General features: G+C 27.5%; 15 protein-coding genes. 12 read left to right on the plus strand and 3 right to left on the minus strand.

What is annotated here, in order from left to right:
- Positions 1 to 2 precede the first annotated feature (2 nt).
- The 12 genes from OQK60_RS04270 (at position 3) to OQK60_RS04325 (ending at position 22,284) form a co-directional block, all read left to right on the plus strand.
- Complete coding sequence (locus OQK60_RS04270; protein ID WP_297684430.1) at positions 3 to 1,961, plus strand: AAA family ATPase; 1,959 nt, start codon at positions 3 to 5, stop codon at positions 1,959 to 1,961.
- Positions 1,948 to 3,930 carry an ATP-dependent helicase gene (locus OQK60_RS04275; RefSeq protein WP_297684432.1) on the plus strand — a complete coding sequence of 661 codons (1,983 nt, stop codon included), beginning with the start codon at positions 1,948 to 1,950 and terminating at the stop codon, positions 3,928 to 3,930. The genes OQK60_RS04270 and OQK60_RS04275 overlap by 14 nt, the downstream gene beginning before the upstream one ends.
- A 62-nt stretch (positions 3,931 to 3,992) precedes the next feature.
- Positions 3,993 to 5,828 carry a site-specific DNA-methyltransferase gene (locus tag OQK60_RS04280; protein WP_297684434.1) on the plus strand — a complete coding sequence of 612 codons (1,836 nt, stop codon included), beginning with the start codon at positions 3,993 to 3,995 and terminating at the stop codon, positions 5,826 to 5,828.
- Positions 5,829 to 5,834: 6 nt separating this feature from the next.
- Positions 5,835 to 8,780 (plus strand): DEAD/DEAH box helicase family protein, encoded by a 2,946-nt coding sequence (locus OQK60_RS04285; RefSeq protein WP_297684436.1) that lies wholly within the window; start codon positions 5,835 to 5,837, stop codon positions 8,778 to 8,780.
- A complete protein-coding gene (locus OQK60_RS04290) occupies positions 8,780 to 10,957 on the plus strand; it encodes a tetratricopeptide repeat protein (RefSeq protein ID WP_297684438.1) in 2,178 nt (725 codons plus the stop codon). Before OQK60_RS04285 ends, OQK60_RS04290 begins: the two co-directional genes overlap by 1 nt.
- Before the next feature lie 34 nt (positions 10,958 to 10,991).
- The gene (locus tag OQK60_RS04295) at positions 10,992 to 15,806 is read left to right on the plus strand and encodes a RecQ family ATP-dependent DNA helicase (RefSeq protein ID WP_297684440.1); all 4,815 of its coding nucleotides are present in this window, start codon (positions 10,992 to 10,994) and stop codon (positions 15,804 to 15,806) included.
- Positions 15,807 to 15,878: 72 nt separating this feature from the next.
- Positions 15,879 to 17,627, plus strand: a complete 1,749-nt coding sequence (locus OQK60_RS04300) for a DUF262 domain-containing HNH endonuclease family protein (RefSeq protein WP_297684442.1) — start codon at positions 15,879 to 15,881, stop codon at positions 17,625 to 17,627.
- Between the two features lie 19 nt (positions 17,628 to 17,646).
- Entirely contained in the window at positions 17,647 to 17,889 is a 243-nt protein-coding gene (locus tag OQK60_RS04305; RefSeq protein WP_297684444.1) for a hypothetical protein, read from the plus strand.
- The gene (locus OQK60_RS04310) at positions 17,890 to 20,436 is read left to right on the plus strand and encodes a hypothetical protein (protein WP_297684446.1); all 2,547 of its coding nucleotides are present in this window, start codon (positions 17,890 to 17,892) and stop codon (positions 20,434 to 20,436) included.
- Positions 20,433 to 20,840 carry a hypothetical protein gene (locus OQK60_RS04315; RefSeq protein WP_297684448.1) on the plus strand — a complete coding sequence of 136 codons (408 nt, stop codon included), beginning with the start codon at positions 20,433 to 20,435 and terminating at the stop codon, positions 20,838 to 20,840. Before OQK60_RS04310 ends, OQK60_RS04315 begins: the two co-directional genes overlap by 4 nt.
- Positions 20,830 to 21,246: a hypothetical protein gene (locus tag OQK60_RS04320; protein WP_297684450.1), complete on the plus strand. Its 417-nt coding sequence runs from the start codon at positions 20,830 to 20,832 to the stop codon at positions 21,244 to 21,246. The genes OQK60_RS04315 and OQK60_RS04320 overlap by 11 nt, the downstream gene beginning before the upstream one ends.
- 3 nt (positions 21,247 to 21,249) lie before the next feature.
- Positions 21,250 to 22,284 (plus strand): radical SAM protein, encoded by a 1,035-nt coding sequence (locus OQK60_RS04325; protein ID WP_297684452.1) that lies wholly within the window; start codon positions 21,250 to 21,252, stop codon positions 22,282 to 22,284.
- Positions 22,285 to 22,366: 82 nt separating this feature from the next.
- On the opposite strand, the gene OQK60_RS04330 is transcribed toward OQK60_RS04325, so the two are convergent.
- From OQK60_RS04330 to OQK60_RS04340, 3 genes are read right to left on the minus strand one after another with little or no spacing between them, the layout of a single operon-like run.
- Complete coding sequence (locus OQK60_RS04330; RefSeq protein WP_297684454.1) at positions 22,367 to 23,209, minus strand: metallophosphoesterase; 843 nt, start codon at positions 23,207 to 23,209, stop codon at positions 22,367 to 22,369.
- Positions 23,210 to 23,887, minus strand: coding sequence for a nucleotidyl transferase AbiEii/AbiGii toxin family protein (locus tag OQK60_RS04335; RefSeq protein WP_297684456.1), 678 nt, complete (start codon positions 23,885 to 23,887; stop codon positions 23,210 to 23,212).
- Complete coding sequence (locus OQK60_RS04340; protein ID WP_297684458.1) at positions 23,877 to 24,326, minus strand: hypothetical protein; 450 nt, start codon at positions 24,324 to 24,326, stop codon at positions 23,877 to 23,879. Before OQK60_RS04340 ends, OQK60_RS04335 begins: the two co-directional genes overlap by 11 nt.
- Positions 24,327 to 24,417: the final 91 nt, after the last annotated feature.

Below are 24,417 nucleotides of genomic sequence, written 5' to 3' on the forward strand. Positions count from 1 at the left end.
TTATGAATATTAGTGAAATTAAAATTAAAAACTTTAGGTTATTAAGAGAAAGTACTCTTGATATGAAAAATGATTTATCATTATTGATTGGTAGAAATAACAGTGGTAAGACATCATTATTAGTACTATTTGAAAAATTTTATAATAATGAAAATTTTATGTATGATGACTTTAGTTTATATTTACGAGATGAACTTCACAATATAAATGAGCATACCAATATATTAGATTTAACAATTCAAATGATAATTGAAATAGATTACAATGAATCAGATGATTTAGAATATTTATCAGAATTTATATTAGATCTAGACCCTGATAGTAATATTGTAAAAATACTTTTTGAAGTAACAATAAAAAAGGAAAAAATTATATCTGTTTTGTCATCTTTAGGTTCAGATGATGAAAAGACAAGATATATAAAAAAACATTTACATAGTTTTTTAACTACTACAATTTATACTTTTGAGAATGATGAAGATTTAGAAGAGGAAAATAGATATAAACTTATAAAGAAAGAGCTAAAACAGATAAAAAGTCTTATAAATTTTCAAATTATTCATGCCAAAAGAAATGTTTCTAGTTCTGATGATAATAAAGGTAAAAAAATACTTTCCACAATGACTACAAAGTATTTTAATAAAAAGAATATTGAAGATCCGAATTTTTCTGAAATTAATAATCAAATGATTGAAATGGATAATACTTTAAATTCAACATACGCAACTGAATTTAATGATTTTTTAAGATATGGGAAAGATTTTTTAAATATTGATACATTAAAAGTTATATCTGACCTAGAATCAAATGAAGTAATTCAAAGTTCTTCAAAGGTTGTTTATGGAGATAGTTCAAATTATTTACCTGAACATCTAAATGGTTTAGGTTTTATGAACATATTGTACCTTTTATTAGATATAGAGATGAAAAAGGAAAATTTTAAAGAAGAAGTAAAAAGTATAAACCTACTTTTTATAGAAGAACCAGAAGCTCATACACACCCACAAATGCAATATAAGTTTATAGATGAAATTAAAAAAGTTTTTAGTGAAATTGAAAATTTACAAACAATTATAACAACACATTCTGCACAAATAGTTTCAAGGTGTGATTTTAAGGATATTAGATATTTATTAGAAGATAATCAAAATATAAGAATTAAGAATTTTTATTCTGAATTAAAAGATGAATATGGCACGGAAGAAGAGCATTTTAAGTTTATAGAACAATATTTAACTCTTCAAGCATCAGAGTTGTTTTTTGCTAATAAAATTATATTTATTGAGGGTACTACGGAAAAAATGTTGCTACCTTACTATATAAATATGTATGATGAAGAAAATATTGGAACAACTGATTATATACCAATTTCTTCTCAAAATATTTCAATTGTAGAAGTGGGGGCGAATGCAGAAGCATTTGATAAATTAATTAAATTTCTTAATATACAAACATTAATAATTACAGATATTGATACAACAATTAAGACAACTAATTCTAGCGGACGGATAATCTATCCAGCAGAAAAAGTATCTGATGCTACCCATACAAGTAATGCAACAATTAAAAAATATTACAACTCTCCTGATGTAAATTCCGATGACTTTGAACCTTGGTTTATTAACCTTAAAAATGCCAATTTAACTATTACTGATACTAGTATGATTAATATCTTTTATCAAATAGAAGAAGATTCATATCATGCTAGAAGTTTTGAAGATGCATTTATAAAAGTTAATTTGTTAGAATTAATTACTAACAAAGATGATTTAAGAGGTCTGAAAAATAGAGATGAATTAATTGAAACAACTGAAATCTATGAGTTAACAGACAGGGTGTTAAATAAAAAATCAGATTTTGCATTTTCATTATTATATTTAGCATTATCAAGAAATATAGAATGGAATATGCCACAATATATTAGAAATGCTTTAGAATGGATTCAAAATGACGCCTCTTGAAAACATTCAAAACTGTATTAAAGAAAAAAAATGTTTTGTTCTTCAAGGTGGAGCTGGTAGTGGTAAAACAGAAACTCTAAAAGAAGCTTTAAAATATATATCTGAAAATTATCCTGATAAAAGAGTAGCATGTATTACCCATACAAATTTAGCTGTTGATGAAATAAAATCAAGAGTTGGAGATATCTATACAATTAGTACGATACATTCATTTTTAAATTCAATAATTAAAGATTATAAAAAGAATATTTTTCAATGTATTTTTGAATTGTTTAAAGTTAAAAAAATAGAACGCAACGAGATAGAATTCTATGATGGTGATGAAAAAGAGCAGAAAAAAAAAGAACATGATAAATATAAAAAAGTATATGAAAAGTATGCAAAAAAACTTTTTACCATAACTAGTGAAAGTATAGATAAACCTGAGGGTAAAAGAATTTATGATGCTAATCCTATAACATATAATACAAATTTGAATACTAGAATTGATGAGTTGAATGAAGTTATCAAAAGAGAAATAGAAGCAAAGGACTTCAATAAGATTAAATATAATGAAACACGATTTGATAGTTATAATGATTTAACTTTCGGACATGATGGATTACTAGAAATTGCTTATCAACTTTTTTCTACTTTTCCTAAAATAGGTAAAATACTTCAAGATAAATTCGACTATATTTTTATTGATGAATATCAAGACACAAATGAAAATATCATTGAAATATTTTTAAGTTATTTAGCACAATCACATACAACAACAATAGGTTTATTTGGTGATTCTATGCAAGCTATTTATGAAGATGGAATTGGTAATGTTCATAAATATGTTTCCGATGGTATTTTAGAAGAAATTATTAAAGAAGATAATTATCGATGTTCAGTTCAAGTAGTAGAATTTATTAACATGTTAAGAAATGATGGCTTAAATCAACAAGTACAGTTGAAACATACAGAATCTAGCCTTGATGAAAGACAAGGTAATGTGAACTTTTATTATTCAATAGTTGAAAACAAGCCTCATAGTCGAAGTTCTGATGGAGATAAAGCTCAATATCTTAGAAAACTAAATGAATTAATAGAATATGCGAAATCAACTCAAGATAATTATAAATTATTAATGTTAACAAATAAATCTATTTCTCTTGAGGTAAATTTCAATAACCTATATGAGTCATTTGCACAGAGATATCAAGACCCTAAAGAATACATAGATGAAGCTTTGATTAAACTACAACTTTTAGAGTTAGTAGAGTTTTGTCAAGCATATGAAAATGGTAATTATAATTATATATTAAGTGAATTAAAAAGAATTGGTTATCCAATAAAAACAATAGCTGCTAAAACAAAATTAAAAAGTGATATAGAATATATATTAAACTTTGATGGTGCTGCTATTGAAGTTTTGGATTATGCATTTTCAAATAGTTTAATTAAAAAATCTGAGATATTTGACTCATATATAGATAGAAAAGATGTATTTTTACGAAGTTTAGATAATTATGAGTATAGGACATTTAAGACAAATTATAATGATGGTATGAACACATTCGCAAGAATGGTAAGTGGAGATGTAACTATAGAAGAAGAACAGTTTAAAGAGCTAGAAAAAGAGCTAAAAAAGGAAAGGCTATTTACTAGTTTATTTTCACCTGCTGTAACTTTTCAAGAAGTAATTAATTACTATCTATACATAAATGAAACTACAGATTATATTACCATGCACAAAACAAAAGGTTCTAGTATTGACAATGTTATTGTTGTATTAGATGAATATTTTTGGATTAAATATGATTTTAGTAAAATTTTTGATCCCGAAATAAATGATAATAAAAAATTTGACAGCCAAAAGCTTTTTTATGTTGCTTGTTCAAGAACAAAAACCAATTTAACATGTATAAGGTTAATTAAAAGCGATGAGGAAGATTTACTAAATAATCTTTTTATAAATGCAACTAGAATAGATTTGTAACTAACCATTACATAACAATATTTTAAATATAATATCTTTCATAAATTAAAGGTGCAACATAGATGAAACAAAAAGAAAATGTAATGGACGAGCAGAGTATAAATGATATAAACTATGAACTTTTAAAAAAGCAATTTCCTCATGCTGTTAGTATTGATGAAGAGGGTAAATATATTATTGACCCTCAAAAGTTACAGATGAGTTTAGACCCTTCAAAGGCTGATATAAAAGAAGATGGTTATGGTTTAAACTGGGTTGGTAAAAAAGAGGCTTATCATACTGCGTTTTCTAAAAACTATAAAGTTTTAAAACCTTTAAACGATGACAATAGTAGGAACTGGGATACTACGGATAATATCCTTATTAAAGGGGATAATCTTGATGCCTTGAAGATACTTCGCCAAAACTATTTTGAAGCTATCAAGATGATATATATAGACCCACCTTACAATACTAAAAATGATGGATTTGTTTATAACGATGATTTTACATCAAACACAGAAGAAACTCTTGAAGAGTTGGGATATGATAAAGAGTATGTTGATTATATTGAAAACATACAAGGAGCAAAAACTCATAGCGGATGGTTGAGTTTTATGTACCCCAGACTTTTGCTTGCTAGTGATTTACTTAAAGATGATGGTGTTATTTTTATCTCTTGTGATGACAACGAAGTATCAGAATTAAAACTATTGTGTAATGAAATATTTGGTGAAGAAAATTTTATAGAACAGTTAGTATGGAAGCGTCGTTCTACTCCTCCAAATGATAGAGTTATAGGTAAAAATCATGAATATATCCTTTCATATGCTAAAAATATTGAAAATATAAAGATATTTCTTCAAAAGAGAAGTGATAAGCTTAATTCAAGATATGCAAACCCGGACAATGATCCAAGAGGTTTGTGGGTAGCTTCAGATTTAAGTGCAAACGGGAAGGGTGGTCGTTTAGCTGAATCATGTTTGTTTGATATAGTAAATCCAACTACAAAAGATAGTTATTCTCCTCCTCAAAATAAATGTTGGTTGTATAATGAGGAGAAAGTAATTAAATTAATAACAGATGGGCAAATTGGTTTTAGGAAAAGTACTGGTACTCCATTCTTAAAAAGGTACTTATCAGAAGTACGACAAGGATCAACATTAGCTACTATTTTAGATAACCATGGTTTTTCACAAGATTCAGCTAAAGAGCTAAGAGATTTATTTCAAAATGATTTTTTTGATTTTCCAAAACCACTTAAATTAATTAAAACACTTTTAATAACTGCTCTTAGTAAAGATGATATAGTCCTAGACTTCTTTTCCGGAAGTGGAACAACAGCTCACGCAGTTATGGATTTAAATGCACAAGATAATGGAAGTAGAAAATTTATAGCAGTTCAATGGGCAGAAGAGACACCTGAAAAAAGTGAAGCTAAGAAAGCTGGATATGATACTGTGTTTGACATCACTCAAGAGAGAATAAAAAGAGCTGGAGATAAAATAGCTAAGGGTGATATTGGCTTCAGAACTTTTGAAATAGTCGAAGATGTAAAACAAAAGATATATCAAAAATCTTTAGAAGATGTAGATCAAAAAGATTTATTGGCATTTACTCAAAGCATAGTAGAATCAACAGAAGATATACTTTTTAATTTAATTGTAGCTGAGAGTTTACCTCTCAGCTGCAAGATAGAATCCCTTGTTGAAGATAAATTATACAAAGTGGATAATGTCGCTTTTGTACTTGGTGATTTAACAATAGATGAACTAATTAGTAAACTCAAAAGTAAAAAAGAGTTAGAATATATAACCGTATATTCTCCAAATATAAGTGATGATAAGTTTACACTTGAACTTGAAAGTGCAGTGAGTAGCATAGGTATAAAATCTGACAAGCTTAGATTTAGAGGTTAGTAGTTTATGAGCTTAAAAATAAAGTTTGATAGATTAGATTATCAAGAAAAAGCTGTTGATAGCATAAGTGATGTATTTAAAAATATTTCATTTAAGCCAAATGAAAATCGTAAAAGTAATCCATCGTTTGATTTACAAAGTTCTAAAACTATTTTAGTACAAAACATTACAGATACAAGAGAATCTAACAAAGTAGATATAGGAGAAATATCTATAAAAGATGAGTTAGTTATAGATACTCTTATGGAAACTGGTACTGGTAAAACTTTTACTTTTTTAGAATCTATTTATAGACTCAATCGTGACTATGGACTATCAAAATTTATCATCCTTGTGCCATCAAATCCTATACGACAAGGTACGATAAAAAATATAAAAATCACCAAAGAGTTCTTTGTAAAAGAGTACGGTAAAAATATATCTGCATTTAACTACAGTGAAAAAACAATTTCAAATTATATCAATGCTAGTGATCAAAATATATCTGTACTAATATCTACTTATCAATCATTTAACAGTGCAAGTAACAAGATAAATAAAAAAGGTGTTGAGCAAAGCTTGATAGGTCGTGCAAAGAGTTATATGGAAGCTATAGCATACTTGAAGCCTGTAATTATTATAGATGAGCCTCATAGGTTTGAGGGTAAGCAAACAGCAAAGTATCTAAAAGAGTTTAATCCACTTTTTACACTTAGATTTGGAGCGACTTATAAAGGTGATGTTTATAAAAATCTAATCTATACTCTTGATAGTGTAGATGCTTTTTCACAAGGTTTAGTTAAAGCTATCACAGTTGATACAGTTGGAAATGAAAATGTTGATAATCATACAATTTTATTTAAAAAAGTAACTGGTGCAAATCAAAAAGACTATGAAGTTACTATCGAGTACAAGGATATTAACTCAAAATCTAAGAGTCTAAAACTTAAAAAAGGTGATAACTTAGGTGTGAGAGCTGACATAGATTATCTCAATGGTTACATCATAGAAAAAATTACAAAGAGTGAAGTTCTCTTTGTTAATGGTATATCTCTACCTCTTGGAGAGAGTGAAAGTTACGGTGTCCTTTTAGATGCGATGCAGACGCAAATAGTTGACACTGCTATAAAAAACCACTTTGAGAGAGAAGAAGAACTTTTTAAGATGGATATAAAGGCTCTTTGTCTGTTCTTTATAGACAGGGTTGATAAATACCTACTAGATGATGGAAGTGCTGGAGACTTAGCTAAACTTTTTGAAAAACTATATTTGAAAAATTTAAAAGATGTACTGGCTAGAGTTGATTTAGATAGTGAATATAAGAAGTATCTCTTAAAAACAAAAGAAAGTCCAAAAGAATTGCATAGTGGGTACTTTGCAAAATCTAAAAATCTAAAAGATGAAGAAGAAGCAATAGATCTTATACTTAATAAAAAAGAAGAGTTACTATCTTTTGATAGTAACTTGCGATTTATATTTTCTCAATGGGCTTTACAAGAGGGTTGGGATAATCCAAACGTTATGACACTTTGTAAGTTAGCACCAAGTAATTCTAAGATATCTAAACTCCAACAAATAGGTCGTGGTTTAAGACTTGCAGTCAATCAAGATGGCAAAAGAGTTACAAAAGATGATAATGATTTTGATTTTATTAATGAACTGTTTGTGGTGGTTCCATCAACTGAAAGTAACTTTGTAAGTTCTATTCAAAATGAAATAAGTGAACATAGTGTTAAACAAGTCTCTAAGTTATTCAATGAAGATATTATGGTAGAGAATGGTATCGCTACTTCTTCAAGGTCTGCTGTTCGGCTTTTAGATGTACTAGAAGACTTAAAGTTTATAGCCATAGATGATGAAGATATGAGCGAGATAGTTATCTCTAAAGAGCAATATAGTTCAAAATCAAAAGAGCTAGAACTTTTAGATATAAAAGGCTGTGATAGTCAAAAACTTAAAGAGTATTTTGATAGTTATTTTAAAACTACTAGCAGAATCAAAGCAAAAGATAGAAGTGGTAAAAAAGATAAGGGCAAAATAAAAATAGATAAAGATAAATTTAAAAAGTTTAAAAACCTATGGGATACTTTAAATTATGATGCAGTAGTAAAGTATGATATTAACACTTCTGAGCTGATTGAAAAATCAGTTCAGAAGATAGACAGTGATTTTTTTATTAGTGGTCAAGATATTATAATTAAAAGAGATAGCCATGTAGAGGATGAAAATAAGCATGATAGTGAGAAAGATAGTGTGAAAGTACAAACTCACTCTATATTTACTATCTATGAGTTCATTAAAACTCTATCTAATAATACAAAACTAAGTTTACAGACTATAGCAAGTGTGCTTCATGGCATAAAAAAAGAGAAGTTTGAACTCATAGCAAAAAATGAAAACTTAGCACTTAAAAAGATAGAAGAACAGCTTGTTAGTGCTATATACGATACGATAATTAATAAAATATCTTACGATATAAAAGAGATAAAAACTTGTAGTACATCATTAACGGATAAAGATGGAAATGTAAAAGATTTTATAAATGTTGGAAGCTTAGGAGTAGAGACTTATAAAATAACAAAACCAAGTATAAAAGAAAAATCTATATATGCTGAGAATTTTATGGAAGTAGATAGTAATATAGAAAAACTTACCATTGATGAGTCTGATGACAAGAAAATAACGGTATTTGCTAAATTGCCAAAGGTTAATATTCCTACAGCTCATGGACGAAGTTATAATCCAGACTTTGGATATGTAATAAAACAAAATGATAAAAAAGAGTTGTATTTTATAGTAGAAACAAAAGGTTATGATAACTTTGACGAGATAAGTACTAAAGAAAAGCTTCAAATAAAAAGTGCTGAAGCTTTTTTTAAACAGCTAAAAGATCAAGGTGTAAATGTAGAGTATAGAACTAAGCTGAATAGTCCAGAGCTATCACAGATGATAAGTGATATTCAAAAAAAATAATGAAAAAAATAAACTTCTGCACAACTCAAATCGTAAGAATAAAAAATCTATTAGATGTAATAGATTCAGACTTCTTCGCAAGAGTTATATCAAGAAAAATAATTGTTAGAATTGATGATTTTATAGATATTACAAGAAGGTATAATAATTCTACTATTACAGATGGAGTATTAAAAAGAAATTTAAAAACAAAACTTAATGAACTAAATGGAGAGTTTGAAAATTTATTAAGGCTACAAAGACATAAGTTTTCAGCACATATTCAAGACTTAGAATTTGGATTGAGAGTTGATAGTTGGGCTAATATTACATATGAAAATATTATATTTTTTCATGATAAGATAATTGAGATATATAATCTACTAGAGCATCAAGCTGATTTTATAGTTATAAATAATGATTTATGTTTATCATCGAAAGAAATGAAAAATATTAAAGCTGTTGTTAAAGATAAAGATATAGAAAGTAGCTTTATGATGTCTACTGATATACTGGCAATGACAAGATTAAACAGTAGTTCAATGATACCATGCCATCCCATTCAAGATAAAGTTTTAACATTAAATAGTATTGTTATTATTTTAGATTTTGAGATAGCCTTGTATCAAGCCTTTGATGATATTCAATATAAATATATCTTACAGACATTGATTATAAATGATATTATTAGTTTTATCGACAATATTATTACTCCTGAAAATACAGACTATACAGGACTTGACGAACTGCTTGAAGATAAAGAGATATTAGATAATTTTTTAAACACTTTTAATTTAGATACTCTAGCCGAAATAAGAACTATTAGAAATAAAGTAGGTTCTCATATAGATAGAGATGATATATTTGAAGATATTATAAGTTTACTAGATAATAATAATTTAGAAAATACTTTATTAACTTATCAACATTTTTTAAATATTTTTTATAAAATATGTAATAATACTTTTTATCTTAAACATTTAACTTTACCACCTACAAAAATGAATGGTGTATTAGGAATGTCACATCAACCAGATAAAACTTTTTTTGAAAATTCAATAATAACTACGGAGTTTATACATAATGATATAAATGATATTAATCTTTACAAAAACTATTTAAAGAAATTGTTTTTGTTAAAAGATGATTCCAACTATGAAGATATAAGGTATTTTTTCTATGATGCTTTAGCACATTCAGAAGTAGTAAAAATAGTCAAATTGGATAATAAAGATTTAGAATTAAAAAAAGCTCATAAGTTTTTTATTGATAAATTAAAAAGCAGTATAACATCTGATAGAAAAAGAATTATATTAAAGTTACTTAATGATTGTTCAAATGGATACCCAAGTCAATTAACATATATCTTATTAGATACTTACAATACAAATAAACTAACAAACCTATTAAAGGAATATATAGTTTATCTAGGAAATATAGGACATGATCATAGTCAAAGTGCTATGATTATGTTAGTACAATTTTTAAATGCAAAAGATTTTAATGTTGAGTATTTTACATTATTATCATTACTAAAAATTGATATAAAAAATAGAGGTAGTGACTGTTTTAATAAAAACTTAGTAATCGTAGAAAATGAATATTCATTAATCATCAAGGAAAGACTTAACAAATTTAGCCCATTATTTAAAATATTTGTATCTATACTTTTAAGTTCAGAAATGATATTTAATCCTATGCTACAAACTTATCACAAATTTTTTAAAGAATTATATTCTGAATATTTTGAAAATATTTCATTTGATAATTTACAATTATTAGATATAAACTTTTCAGATGAAGAAATTCAAACTATCAAAGATTTAAAATCTACTAATCAGTTATCAAATATCTTTATCATAATTGCAGAAAAATTAAAAAATAAAGAAGAAGCTCAATTTTTTTATCAAGCAATAGTTAATAATCTTCTAAAATTAAACTTTACACATTTACCATTTGTAGAACACCTAGCTTACTCAAATTACAAGATAGGTGATATTGATGAAGCAGTTAAAATATATAAAAGATTAGTAGATAAAAATCCTGACATTATAGAATATAGGATACAGTTAGGTCATTATTATTTAGAACAAAAAGATATTGTGGCATATAATGCTGCAATATCTTATATAGAAATAAATTTTAATTTAAACAATGAACAACAAGAAACTTTAAACAAATTACGAGATGAAAGCTAAAAGTTTAAATAATAAAATGGAGAACAGCCATAGTATGAGTTTAGAACCTATTTATATAGATATAGAAGCTACTTTTAATGAAGATATACAAGAAGTAGGTTTAGTTTATAAAGAGGATGAATTAAAAACTAGTTCCATTAAGGAAGCTTTTGAATATATTCAAGCTACACCTACTAAGTACATCGCTGGTCATAATATTATTGCTTTTGATAAAAAAATATTAGAAACAAGCTCGATTGGTACTTTGCTACAAAACAAAACATTTATAGATACTCTTCCTGTTTCACTACTACTTTTCAATGAAAAAACATTTCATAATCTTCCTAAGAACTACAAAAGTGAAGATAATTTTTTAAACAATCCAGTTAAGGATGCTAAGCTTTCTAAAGAACTATTATTGCGATCCATAGAGAAGTTTAAAACACTACCAACACTACAACGAAATATCCTATATACATTACTCAAAGATGAAGAAGTATTTAAAGGTTTTTTTGAGTTCATAGTTCATGAAAATATATTTGAAGAGCTGAGTGCTATTGTATTACAAGGGTCAATTCTTAATATATTTAAGACTATTATTAGAAATACTGATGTTTTAAAAGAAGCATTAGAACTTCATAGGATTGAACTTGCTTTTATCTTAGCTATTAGAATGCCAGAGCTTGAAGTAAATGCTCAACCACCTAAGGTTCTTTATGATTATAAAGAGATAACATCACTACAATCACGACTATGTTTTGATTATGACAGCTCTGTAAATGAACTAAGCTCTACTGCCAAAGATATTTTTGGGTTTGGTACATTTAGAGATTTTCCAAGGCAAGATGCTACTCTTGAAACAGGTGCAATAATTTCTCAAAAAGAGATAGTAACTGCAGCTTTAAAGAATGAATCATTTCTTGCCATATTGCCAACTGGTGGAGGAAAGACTTTCACATTTTGGCTTCCATCAATTATAAAAGCAAAATCACTAAAAACACTTACCGTAGTTATCTCCCCACTTCAAGCACTTATAAAAGATCATATGGATAGTTTTCATGAAACAGTTGCCAACTATAAGGCTGTCGCACTTAGTGGATATATGTCCCCCAGTGAGAGAGCCGATTCAATGGAAAAAGTAGTAAATGGGGATGCTGATATATTATATATAGCGCCAGAGAGTCTTAGAGCTAACTCAGTATTTAATTTACTAAAAAACCGTGTAATAGAAAGGTTTGTAATTGATGAAGCTCACTGTCTTTCAACATGGGGAAATGATTTTCGACATGATTATTTCTATATTGGTGCATTTATCAACGACTTATTAAAAGAAAAACCATTCCAAGACCATATTCCAGTATCTTGTTTTACTGCAACAGCGAAACCAAAAGTAATGGATGATATTACAGATTATATAGAGTCTGCTTTAAATCTAAAAATGAATCGTTATATCGCAGTACCAGAGAGAAAAAATCTTGATTATGAAGGATATGAACTTAATAGTGATAAAGCTAAATATACAAGTTTGTTAGAGCTCATAAATACGAAAGAGGGTTCTACTCTTATATATATTCCATCATCAACGAAAAAGTGTGATGAAGTTGCAGAGCAACTAGCTTTAGATACTGGTAAAAATGTTAAATCATTTCATTCTAAGCTAGATACTGATATTAAAATGCAAATCTTAAGAGAATATATAGATGATGATGTAGATATTGTTGTAGCGACTACTGCTTTCGGAATGGGAGTTGATAAGCCAAACATAAAGAATGTAATTCACTATGAGATATCAGAATCATTAGAAAACTACTCTCAAGAAGCAGGTAGGGGTGCAAGAGATCAAAATATTAGAGCTTCATGTCCATTACTGTTTTCTCAAAGTGATTTAGATAAGCATTTTACTACCTTAACTCGTTCAAAAATAAATCCAGATGAGATCAATGCTATTTTCAGAGTATTAAAAAATGATGGTCGTAATCCAGTTACATTAACAACTAGAGAGATAGCTTCACAAGCTGGTTGGGATACCGAAGATAAGTCTAGTGATTATGATATGAAAGTAAAAACAGCTTTACTAGAACTTGAGAGAGAGGATTATTTAGAGCGCTCAAGAAATAGAGTACAGTATTATGCTGACGCAGTAGCAAAGGATTCTTTGGAAATTTTACAAGAAGAGTATAAAACTAAAGAGTATAGTGAAGATTCAAAGATTAGATTGTCTCGTGTATTGCAAACTCTATTAGGAAGTGGAAAACCTGAAGCTGTTCAACTAGATGAACTAACTGAGATACTAGGCTATTCTCATGAAGTAGTTACACAGTCAGTATTAGAACTAAAAGAGATGAATATTATTTCAGATGCAAAAGATTTGAGTTTAAAATTAAGTAGAGAGAATATAAACTTGTATCAAAGTTATTGTCAAATTGAAAAGATATTGTACGAGTATTTAATCAAAGAGCATAGTCATACAGTTCGGATGAGCGAATTAAATCAAATACTCTTTGATGATTCAACTCTGAATATTAAAAATGAAAATATTAGCTCTACAATCAAGGTATTGCTTAAAAGCTGGATTGGGTATAAGCATCAATTTAAATTTAATCGACTTGATAGACAAAAAGATCTTTGGTACTTTGAGTTTATAGATGCTAAGAGAGTAAAAACTATAATTGATTATAAGCATTATATAGGATTGAAGACTCTTGAGTATTTATCAACAAATCTTTCCCAAAAGAAAGCTACTACAAAAGAAACAGTTGAATTTTCTATGCTTGAACTTCAAAAGGCATTAAATCTAAAAGAGGAACAAAGTTCAAAAATTATTGATAAAGCACTACTGCACCTACATGAACTAAGGATATTGGAACTAGGTAATGGTCGGTTTATCTATTATGCACCAATGAATATTAAGAAGATGGATAAGATGCTCGCTCCAAATAAAAAATATACAAAGCTTGAGTATAAATCTAGACTTGAACCATACTACCAGAGAAAAATGGAGTCTATTCATATAGTTGGTGAATATTCTGAAAGACTTATCAAAAATTCCAAACAAGCACAAACTTTCATGAAAGATTATTTTACACTTTCGTACATAATGTTTGTTAATAAGTATGGTGAGTTAAAAGAAAAATTTAAAAGACCTATGACAGAGTATCGTTACAATAAAGTTTTCAACAGTCTTTCGGATGAACAGAAGAAAGTTATAGATGATAAAGAATCTCAAGCAATGATGATCCTAGCTGGACCTGGAAGTGGGAAAACAAAAGTACTAGTTCATAAGATAGCTTCTCTCATCTTACAAGAGGATATTAAAGCTGATCAATTTCTTATGTTGACATATTCTCGTACTGCTATGATGGAATTTAAATCTAGACTGTTTGAGTTGATTGGTCAACTTGCTTACGATATAGATATATTTACATTTCATGGATTCTCTCTTCAATTGATAGGTAGAGAAGCTAGTAGTAATAAGGATATACTTCATAATGTTGTATCTTTAGCTGCACAACAAATTAACGAGAACAAGATAGATATACCTTTTAAAACGGTTGTAGTGCTAGATGAGTATCAAGACATTAATGCAGATGGATTTGAGTTAATAAAAGCACTATCTAATGCTCACGAGAATAAAAAACGGCTTATTGCAGTTGGTGATGATGACCAGTGTATCTTATCTAATGTTAATGGTGCAGATATAAAGTTTATCCAAGAATTTGAAACAGAGTTTGGACTTAATGATGAAGAGGAAAAATCATATGCTCAGTATGAACTTTTAACTAATTTTAGAAGTACTCAAAACATCGTAGAATACTCAAATAAATTTATTCATAATGTTCCTATAAGATACAAACAACACCCTCTAATATCTCATTCTAAATATCAAGGTGAAGTTATAATAATCAATTGTGATTCACAGTATCTACAACAGCCAGCAGTTGAACAAGTTAAAGAGCATATAGAAGCCAAGAAAAGCCTTGCTGTATTAGCTTTTAGCAATAACGAAGTAGCAGATATTTATGCTTTACTTCATGATGAAAATATTGCTGTAAACTACTTATTAGATAATGATGGCTTCAAATTAAATAGCTTAGTAGAAATTAGGTTTTTAGATACACTATTAAAAGATAAAGAGCTTAATGAAAATCTTCTATGGGAATCATATGAAAAAGTAAAACAGCGATACAGTGGGTCTAAAAATCTATCTATACTCTACAAGATAGTTAAAGGATTTATAGATGACCATGAAGTATATACACCATCTCTATGGCATATATACTTGGATGAAATATCTTCAGAACAGCTTATATCTACTTACAATAAGGTTTTAGTATCTACTATACATAAAGCAAAAGGTAAAGAGTTTGACACAGTTGTTTTAGTTGCTCATAAGATGCTACTGAATGATGATTTCATCAGACTTTTTTATGTTGGAATGACACGAGCAAAGAAAAAGCTAATTATTGTTACTGATAATGAATATTTCAAATCTAACTCAACTGCATCAGTTGAAAATATAGTAAATAATAAACAGTATATAGAACCAAGTAAAAAAACTTTTGTAATGGGCTTATCAGATTTATATATGAGTTTCCAATCTCAGCATGATTCACAAAATATTGACCTAATTGCAGGCTCACAGGTATATGTACAAGAGCTAACAAAGAATAAACCGTATTGTCTCATTCAAAATAATATATTAATCGCTCAGCTATCTAAAAAGATGCAAAATACTATTCTTACTCATGAAGCACAAGGCTATTCATTATCAGATGTCACTATTGAAAATGTTATTGAGTGGTTTGATGAAAAATCTGGAAGTTATAGACAGCTTCCATTGTGTAAGATATCAATGAGTAAATTGTCTTGAAAATGCTAGAATGTATCTATTCAAAAAAATAGATTAAAATACTATAAATATAAAATTTGAGGAAAAGAGAATATGCAAGCGTTTGAACCAAAAACATTAACAATAGCAGAACTATTTGGTAATCAAGATAGTTTATATAAAATTCCGAGATACCAAAGACCATATAAGTGGGAAGGTGATCAAGTTGAACAACTTTGGGATGATATATACTCTGCGTATGAAGACAATATAAGCAACTATTTCTTAGGTTCAATCATTACGGCGAAGGATGGTAGTTCAATAGATATTATTGATGGTCAACAGCGTATGACAACATTAATGATTTTCTTTTGTGTTTTAAGAGATGTTTTTCCAAATATTAATGAAGATACAGATAACCCAGATGCAATTGATAAAGACACTATTGAAAATTTTATTTACTATAAAAAGAAATTTGAGCGATTAACACTACTAACCGACCCTCAGCATAGAGGTGATTTAGAAAATTTAATTATCAAAGGTTCAGTTTATGATCTAAAAAAACCTTATAAATATGAAATAAAAATAGATGAAAAGCCTAAATATAAATTTATGAATACTGCCTTAATATTTAAAGAAAAATTAGAAGAAATTGGTGAAGAGAATATAGGCGAATTTATTAATTATTTGTTTAATAATGTATCAATAATCAGAATAGATTGTATTGACAGAGGCTTTGCTATAAAATTATTTCAAGTACTAAATGACAGAGGTATGGATTTGACATCGTCAGATTTAATCAAAAGCTTTTTACTTCAAAAGATCGAAGATAAGTATAAAAATGAAGAAGATGATACTGGAAGAAAAGATGAAGAGGATCAGTTTATTTCTGAGTGGAGGAAAGCAGAAAATATTTTATTAGATACTGATTTAAGTATGAACGATATGTTTATAGTTTATGAATATTATTTACTTGCTCAAAATCCTAAAAAATCATTATCTGATGAACTACAGGAACAGTTTAAAGATGGTGACGCAAATACCATATTGCATGATTTTGTGGAGTTTTCTGAAATATATAGAGATGATATTTGCAATAAAGAAGACAAAGTGATCTATTCATTTTGGTATCTTAGATGGAGCGTATATTGGAAGTCTATACTATTAGCTTCTCTACACAATAACTATAGTGAACATGAAAAACTATTAATAATTTTAAGACGCTTTTACTATCTTTATTGGATTGCTGGTAAAACATTATCTAAAGTAAAACAACTTTCATTTAATATTATTAAATGGGTTAAAGAAAACAAGTCTATTGATTTCATAGAAAATGAAATTAATGTAAAACTAAAAGCTGATAATATTATAAATTTAGCAAAAGATAACTTGTCATCAGACGATATATATAATACAGCTTGGAGCAAGCCTCTTATTTTATTAATTGAGTATGGTATTACGGATGATAGTAAATTGTCTTTTATCGGATTAAGTAAAGATTTGCATCTGGAACATATACTTCCCAAAAAATATAAAAGTTTTCCAGAATGGGATCATATAACAGATGAAGTTGCTTTAGAATGGTTAAATAGTGCTGGGAATCTTACACTATTAAGTGGTAAAAAAAATATCGAAGCTAGTAATAACCCTTTTGATCAGAAAATCAGTATTTACAGAGGTAAAGGAAAATATAAAGATAAAGATACTTCTATCACAGCTTTTGAGATGACAAAACAAATAGTTAGTGACTTTGAACAAAACAAATATAATAAAGAATGGACAGAACAAGCTATTGAAGATAGATATGATTGGTTTTGTGAGAAAGTAACAGATATTTTAGATATCTCATGTGAAGATCAATAAAAGCATAAGAAGGTAGAAAATGGATCAGGATTTAAATATTACCGAAACAGCAGCCAATACAATAGCTGTAAATGTAAATACGGCTTTTATTGTAATTAGTACTGCTATTGTTTTTGCTCTTGCTATATGGGGATATAAAAAATATAAAGGTATGAATATAATTAAGAAGACTATTAATGAATTTGGTGAAATTAGTCAAAACGGTAAAGACAATATTATTGATGATGTAGATAATACTAACGGAAAAATAAGTCAAAGTTAAATGAGTAACATAGTAAAAGATACAGATAATCGTTGGGGTGTAATTAATCAAACTACAATTAGAAATTATTTGATTTTTAAACCAAAAAAGTGGCTAAAAAAAACATTCCAAAAAGATAAATACTATCAAAGTTTACATCTAATATTGAGACATCAATTAAATAAAAAAGTACAAACTTTTAAAGACAATAAAAAGTATATTCCTGATATTTTTTTAGAGCTTGATGATGTAAAAGAAAAGCTTAGATATATCACACAACCAATACTGTTTTATAAAAAAAACATAGATGAAATTAAGAATGTAGAGTTTTATTTTTTTAATGAAGTATTAGAAAATCTTGGCATTACTAAAAAAAACCTTGATATCTCAATAAGGTATTCAAGTCCTAAAACACAAAGTGAACTAAATGAAACAATAGAACAATTGATGAATGATTTTTTAAAGTTTAAAGAATCTATACCAAACTTTGATGATAGAAAAGAAATGGAGAATAAGCTTTCAGAAGAAAAATATAAGTTACTCATTAAAGAACAAGGACTTAACCATAGATTTGGACGGTTTTTAGACAATTTTGAAAAAAAATTTAGACTACTTCAAAAGCAGTTTATATTACTAACTGAACAAGCAGGACAAGGTAAAACAAATCTAGTATGTGACTTTGTAGAGAATGTAATGTTAAAAAAGAATCTATTAGGAGTTATGTTTACTGGCAATGAATTCAATAATTTACATAGAGATAAAATTGAAGATATTATTTTAAAAGAAATATATGGTTTTGAATCAGGTATAGAGTTTAATGAATTTTTTGATGATATTGAATACTTATGTAAATCTAATAACACTACTTTTACAATAATCATAGATGGTCTAAATGAAAATATTAATATAAAATATTTTTCTAAAGAGCTCTATTCATTTGTTGAAGAAATATTGAAAAAAGATTTTATTAGATTGATTTTTACTTGTCGTTCTGAATACTTTGATGATAGGTTTAAAAACTTTAAAGAACCATCATTTTTAAATAAGATGGAAATGCAAGAAAGTTTTATGAATCGATATAAAAGGTATAGAGAAGAGTTTCCTGAACACTTAGAAGACAGGCTAATTTCTTCATATATGAAATTTTTTCAAATAAAAAGTACACTATCCCCTAATGTACGTGCTACACTAGCTAATAACTTTTTATTACTAAGAATGTTTAGTGAAGTATATGGCACAAAAGACAATCCAACTGCCCCTGTGGAACAAGTATATAATATATATAAAGATGATTTATTTAAAAAATATTTTGAGTTCAAACATGAACAAATAAACGTCAAAACTAAATACGGTTCAACAGAGTTGAAAAAATTATTTGAATCTATCCTGAAGTATATGGTTGAGACTAATATCTACACAAATATATCATTAGACAACATTGAAGATATTGATTTGGAACTACTAGAACATATTATTGACGAAGATATATTTTTTAGAAAAGATTTAATTAAAGATGAAAGTAGTATATATGCAAACAGTGAAGTTCTGAATTTTACATTTGATGAGTTTAGAGATTATTTATTAGCTGATTATATAGTAAATAATGAGAAGATTGATCCAAAAATATTCTTAGAGTCTATTGATGAAAATATGACAATTAGAGAGGGTGTTGAAAGATACTTATTTTTTAAATCAAGAAAAAAAATGTATAAAGTTAAGCTGCAATTTTTAGAAGAGTTAGAATATTATGATAATCTATTCTTGAGTAATATATTTTCTGTTAGTGACGAAGATATTAATGATGATGACATTCATAAAATAAAAGATTTGTTTATTCAAGATGTTGTTTTTTCAAAAAAAATTATTAATCATCTGATGTATAGACATATTACGAGGCACTATATAAAACTTAATATATTTACTTTATTTGATATTATTTTATCATTAAATGATGATGAGTATAGTACATTTGTTAGTGAAAAGTATAAAATAAAATATGATTATTATAGCTATCAAAGAGAAAGAAAAGGAGGCTTTTTACAGCTACTAGAAGACTTATATGGTATTTTAGAAACTAGAAATTTTTCAAAAGAATATCAACTACACAATGTTTTTGAGTTTATGTTTTTGCTTTTAGGTGTAACAGACGAAACAGCTTATGGTTCTTCTGTATATGAACTAACTGAACTTTTAGAAAATTATATAGATAAATATCCAGAAAATGCAAAAAAAATATTATTGAAATATGAAGATATAAATATAGAAAAAATAAAACTTGAAATATGGAAATTATTGAATTATTATATAAATAAGCAGATAGACTTTGATAATGAGTTTTATAAAGAAACCTTTAAAAAATTTATTGGCTTAGAAGATGGAATTTTAAAAAATAATATATTGAGATTTCTAGAAAAATGTTATAAATTAGATAGTAGTTGGTGCACTTCTGAAGAGCATAGTTTTTTTAAAGATTTAGAAAATGAAGAAAAAACGAGAATGCAGTTTTTTCGTGATGTAGCTGATGGAAAGGCAGATTTATCTGAATTATTAGAGGATCTTGATATATGATAATTAATAGCAATGATAAAAGTCATTTAGTTCTTTTGCCTAAAAAAATATCTAAAGATAAGTTTTTACTTCAAGCTAAAGTTCGTAAAGGTAGTTACTTTTATAAAAGGTTAGAAAGTATATATGTTTCTTTGACATCATCTACAACTAATCTAGAAGAAGAATATAAACTATACTACACTGAGTATGAAAGTTTTGAAGAATTTTTATATCATAAATACCCTCATTTAGACGAAAAAAGCCTGGATTTAATCAACAATAGTTTATGTACTAAGCAGTATAATTTTGTACGAGGATACATGTATGAACTAAGTGATTATCAATTACATATGCTTATTGATTACTCTGATGAATTTATAGGAAAAATTAATAATTTACTTAAGGCTGAATTATATGAAAATTAAAACTGACTTTGTTACAAATAGCTCATCTACATCATTTATTATAATGACAAAAGATGACTGGAATAAAGATGACTTTATAAGTTTAATGGGTGTAGAGAAAGACTCTGATTTCTATGAGATGATGAATGGGTTATATCACACACTAAGTGATGCAATGGAAGATATTGAAGTAGCTATTGCAAGTGAATATTGGAGAGATGCATATAAAACTATTGAAGAATTTATTACCAAAGAATATTCAAAAGAAGTATATGAAAAATATTTGCTTGCTAAAAAAGAGAATAAAAAAATTTATGTAGGTAGATTAAGTAGTGATGATGAAGCTTTCGCAGCATATATTTGTGTTGATTATTTTGAAGAAGAAGATGAGAAAATTTATTTTAACTATACAAATTGTTATTGGTAAATTATGAATTCAGTTATATTTAAAAATTATCCAGAAGAGAAATATAAAATCATATTTAATCAAAAAACTGGATTTTTTGCTAGAGTTGAAGAAAAAGATACACCTGAAATATTTTGGGCTAAAAGTGGTCCAGAACTTTTAGATATATCTATTACTAATTGGTGTGATAAAGAATGTTCTTTTTGTTACAGAAACTCAAATGAAGATGGCAAGCATATAACGATAGAAGATTATGAAACTATAATGCTAGAAGCATCCAAAAACAATGTTTTACAAGTAGCTTTAGGTGGAGGTAATCCTAATCAACATCCAGACTTTATAAAGCTTATTCAACTAACCAGAGATAAATATAACATAGTCCCTTCCTATACAACTAATGGAAGAGGTTTGAGTAAAGAAGTATTAGAAGCTACAAAAAAATACTGTGGTGCCGTTGCTGTGAGTGCATACGAACCATTTGATGAAACAAGACGAGCTGTATTTAGACTATCAGATCACAATATTAAAGTAAATCTTCATTATGTATTAGATAGCCAATCTATAGAAAGAGCTATAGATTGGCTAGAAAATGGTCATCCTATTCTTGATATGTGTAATGCTATTATTTTTCTCAATTACAAACCAGTAGGAAAAGACAAAGACTATAGTTTACTTTTAAAGTATAGTCCTCTACTAAAGAAATTCTTTGATTTGGTAGATAATAATGTAAATTCTTTTAAAATAGGATTTGATAGCTGTATGGTCTCAGGAATAGTTCAAAATATGAAAAATATAAATTTGACTTCACTTGAGCCATGTGACGCAGGAAGATTCTCTGCTTATATTTCAGAGGACTTAAAAATGTATCCTTGCTCATTTATGATGGAGCATTATGAAGGTGAAAGTTTAAGAGAAAAATCCTTTATGGATATATGGAATAATTCAAATTCATTTAAAGAAATACAAAATAATTTGGGTGGAAGTAGGTGTGAAAGTTGTATGCAAAAAAATAATTGTTTAAATGGCTGTCCATTTTTGAGAGAAATTGATTTGTGTTAGATTACTAAATATGATGATTTTTTATAAAATAAAATCTATCATTTAGCCTGTCTTTTAATATCATTATAAAAATTTGTAGTTGTCATAGACTTATCTCAAAACTTTTCATATTAATATTATCTCCATACTGGCTCTCATTTGGATAACCAAGTGGGTTACATAAAAATTTAACATCTTCCATCTCATACTCTATAGAATCATGCGTATGACCAAATATCCAATACTTCATAGAACTATTTTTATAAAATTTACTACCGTCAAATGTGAAAAATGTATTAATAGGACTATTGTGATATTTTTCGTTAATATGCTCTTCATCAAATGATGGATTGACATGAGTAATCATAACATCACAGTTTTGATATATTTGTTCAAGCTTTACCATCTCTAATTTAGCAATATCATCAAACCTACTAATCCCTTTGATTAGTCTACTATCGTTGATATTTCTATTCCACAGTAAATTAATATGGTTGCTATCAAACTGAGTATAATATTTTTTTACATAACTTCCATCATACCAACTATCTGCTCCAGCAAATCTAATTCCCTCTATCTCAATGATTTTACCATCTAAACAGTACATATTTTTTTCTTGATTTATGAGTTTTCGCATATCTTCAACTCGTTTAAAAGAGTCATTTTCAAAAGCGTACTTTGATTCACTGTCTACAAGGTAATAGTCATGATTTCCCAATACACAAATGATGTATTTATAAAACTTTTTTTGAAAAGTTTTTAAGACTTCTATATTTTGCTCATTGTAGTGTCCTATATCGCCAGCTATAATTAAAACATTACCAATTTCTCTAGTGCAATTGTCTGTAAAAATCTGTGTAAATAAAGATATAACATTTTCACTTGTAGTTAAATGTGGTTTGAAATAAAAATCAAGATGTAAATCGCTTAAAATATCAACTGTCATTTATACTTCCAATCTATTTATCAATTGCAAGACTCTTGTTTTGATTTCATTAAATGATAAGTGAGACTGCTCTTTTTCATCTAAATAAACTGTTTCATCATTTAGAGGTTGTACCTTGGTATCTATAAACTCAACTAGAGACTCTTTAGTCTCTAGTTGAGTTAGTTTTTTGGCTATTTCTAATATTTCGTCTATAGATAGAACATTATTATCTAGTATCGCTCCAAAATCAAAAAGATCTCTAGACTTATCTCTTGAAAATAGTGCTACAATTTTTAATTTAGCAATTGACTTTAAATCTAGTATCTTAATATTTGAATTTTCAAACTGCGTAAATGATGATTGCTCTAGTATTTCTAATTGTAGAGTTCTACTAGCTTTAAAGAATTCTACTTTTACACCATCTAAATTGAATTTCAACATATGCTCATCTGGAAACAGACCTGCTAACCTTAGAGCAAATACATTTTCATCTTTGACTTTGTTAGCATTGATGGATAACATTGATGAGATTATTGCTTTATGGTTGAGTATATTGGTACTTACGACATCTATATCTTCAGATATTCTGTGATTTATGTAGTATGAGAGTGCAGTACCACCGATAAAATACAAATCATCGTTGAACAAATCTAAATTTTTGATTTTTTTGAGTGTTTTGATTACATTAGCAGTCATTGATTATCCTAGAGAGTTCTTTGTACATCTCACTTTTATTGTAGCTACCGCTTAGTTGGATATCCATACCACCAGTGCTTATATAGCCTTTATCGTACATTTTTTTGTATTTATCATTTAGTACATACCTGACAAGTGATTTTCCATACTCTTTACATATCTGCTTTATGTCACTAACATCCATCAAAGATAAGTAATTGTAGATAATAGAATAAACTGTTTGACTACTTGTTTCATTCGTCTGCCAAAAACAGTTAGTAGTGTACTTCTCAGGATTAAATATTACAACATCATTTGTATCTTGAAATGACTGCTTCTCTTTAATTTCATCATAATCAAGAGATTCTAATACATCATAAAGTCTACTTCTATTCTTCTTCCAATCCCTAAGTGTTCTATCTGGAATATCTAATAATCTACTAATCTCTTGTTGAGTCATAATAATCCTCTTTTTATAATTATAGGCGAATACCGCCTAATTGTCAAATCTTCTACATACTAATAAATTAACTTCTAAATTTTTACAACCA

It is taken from the genome of Sulfurimonas sp. (assembly GCF_026196735.1).
Lineage (GTDB): Bacteria > Campylobacterota > Campylobacteria > Campylobacterales > Sulfurimonadaceae > Sulfurimonas.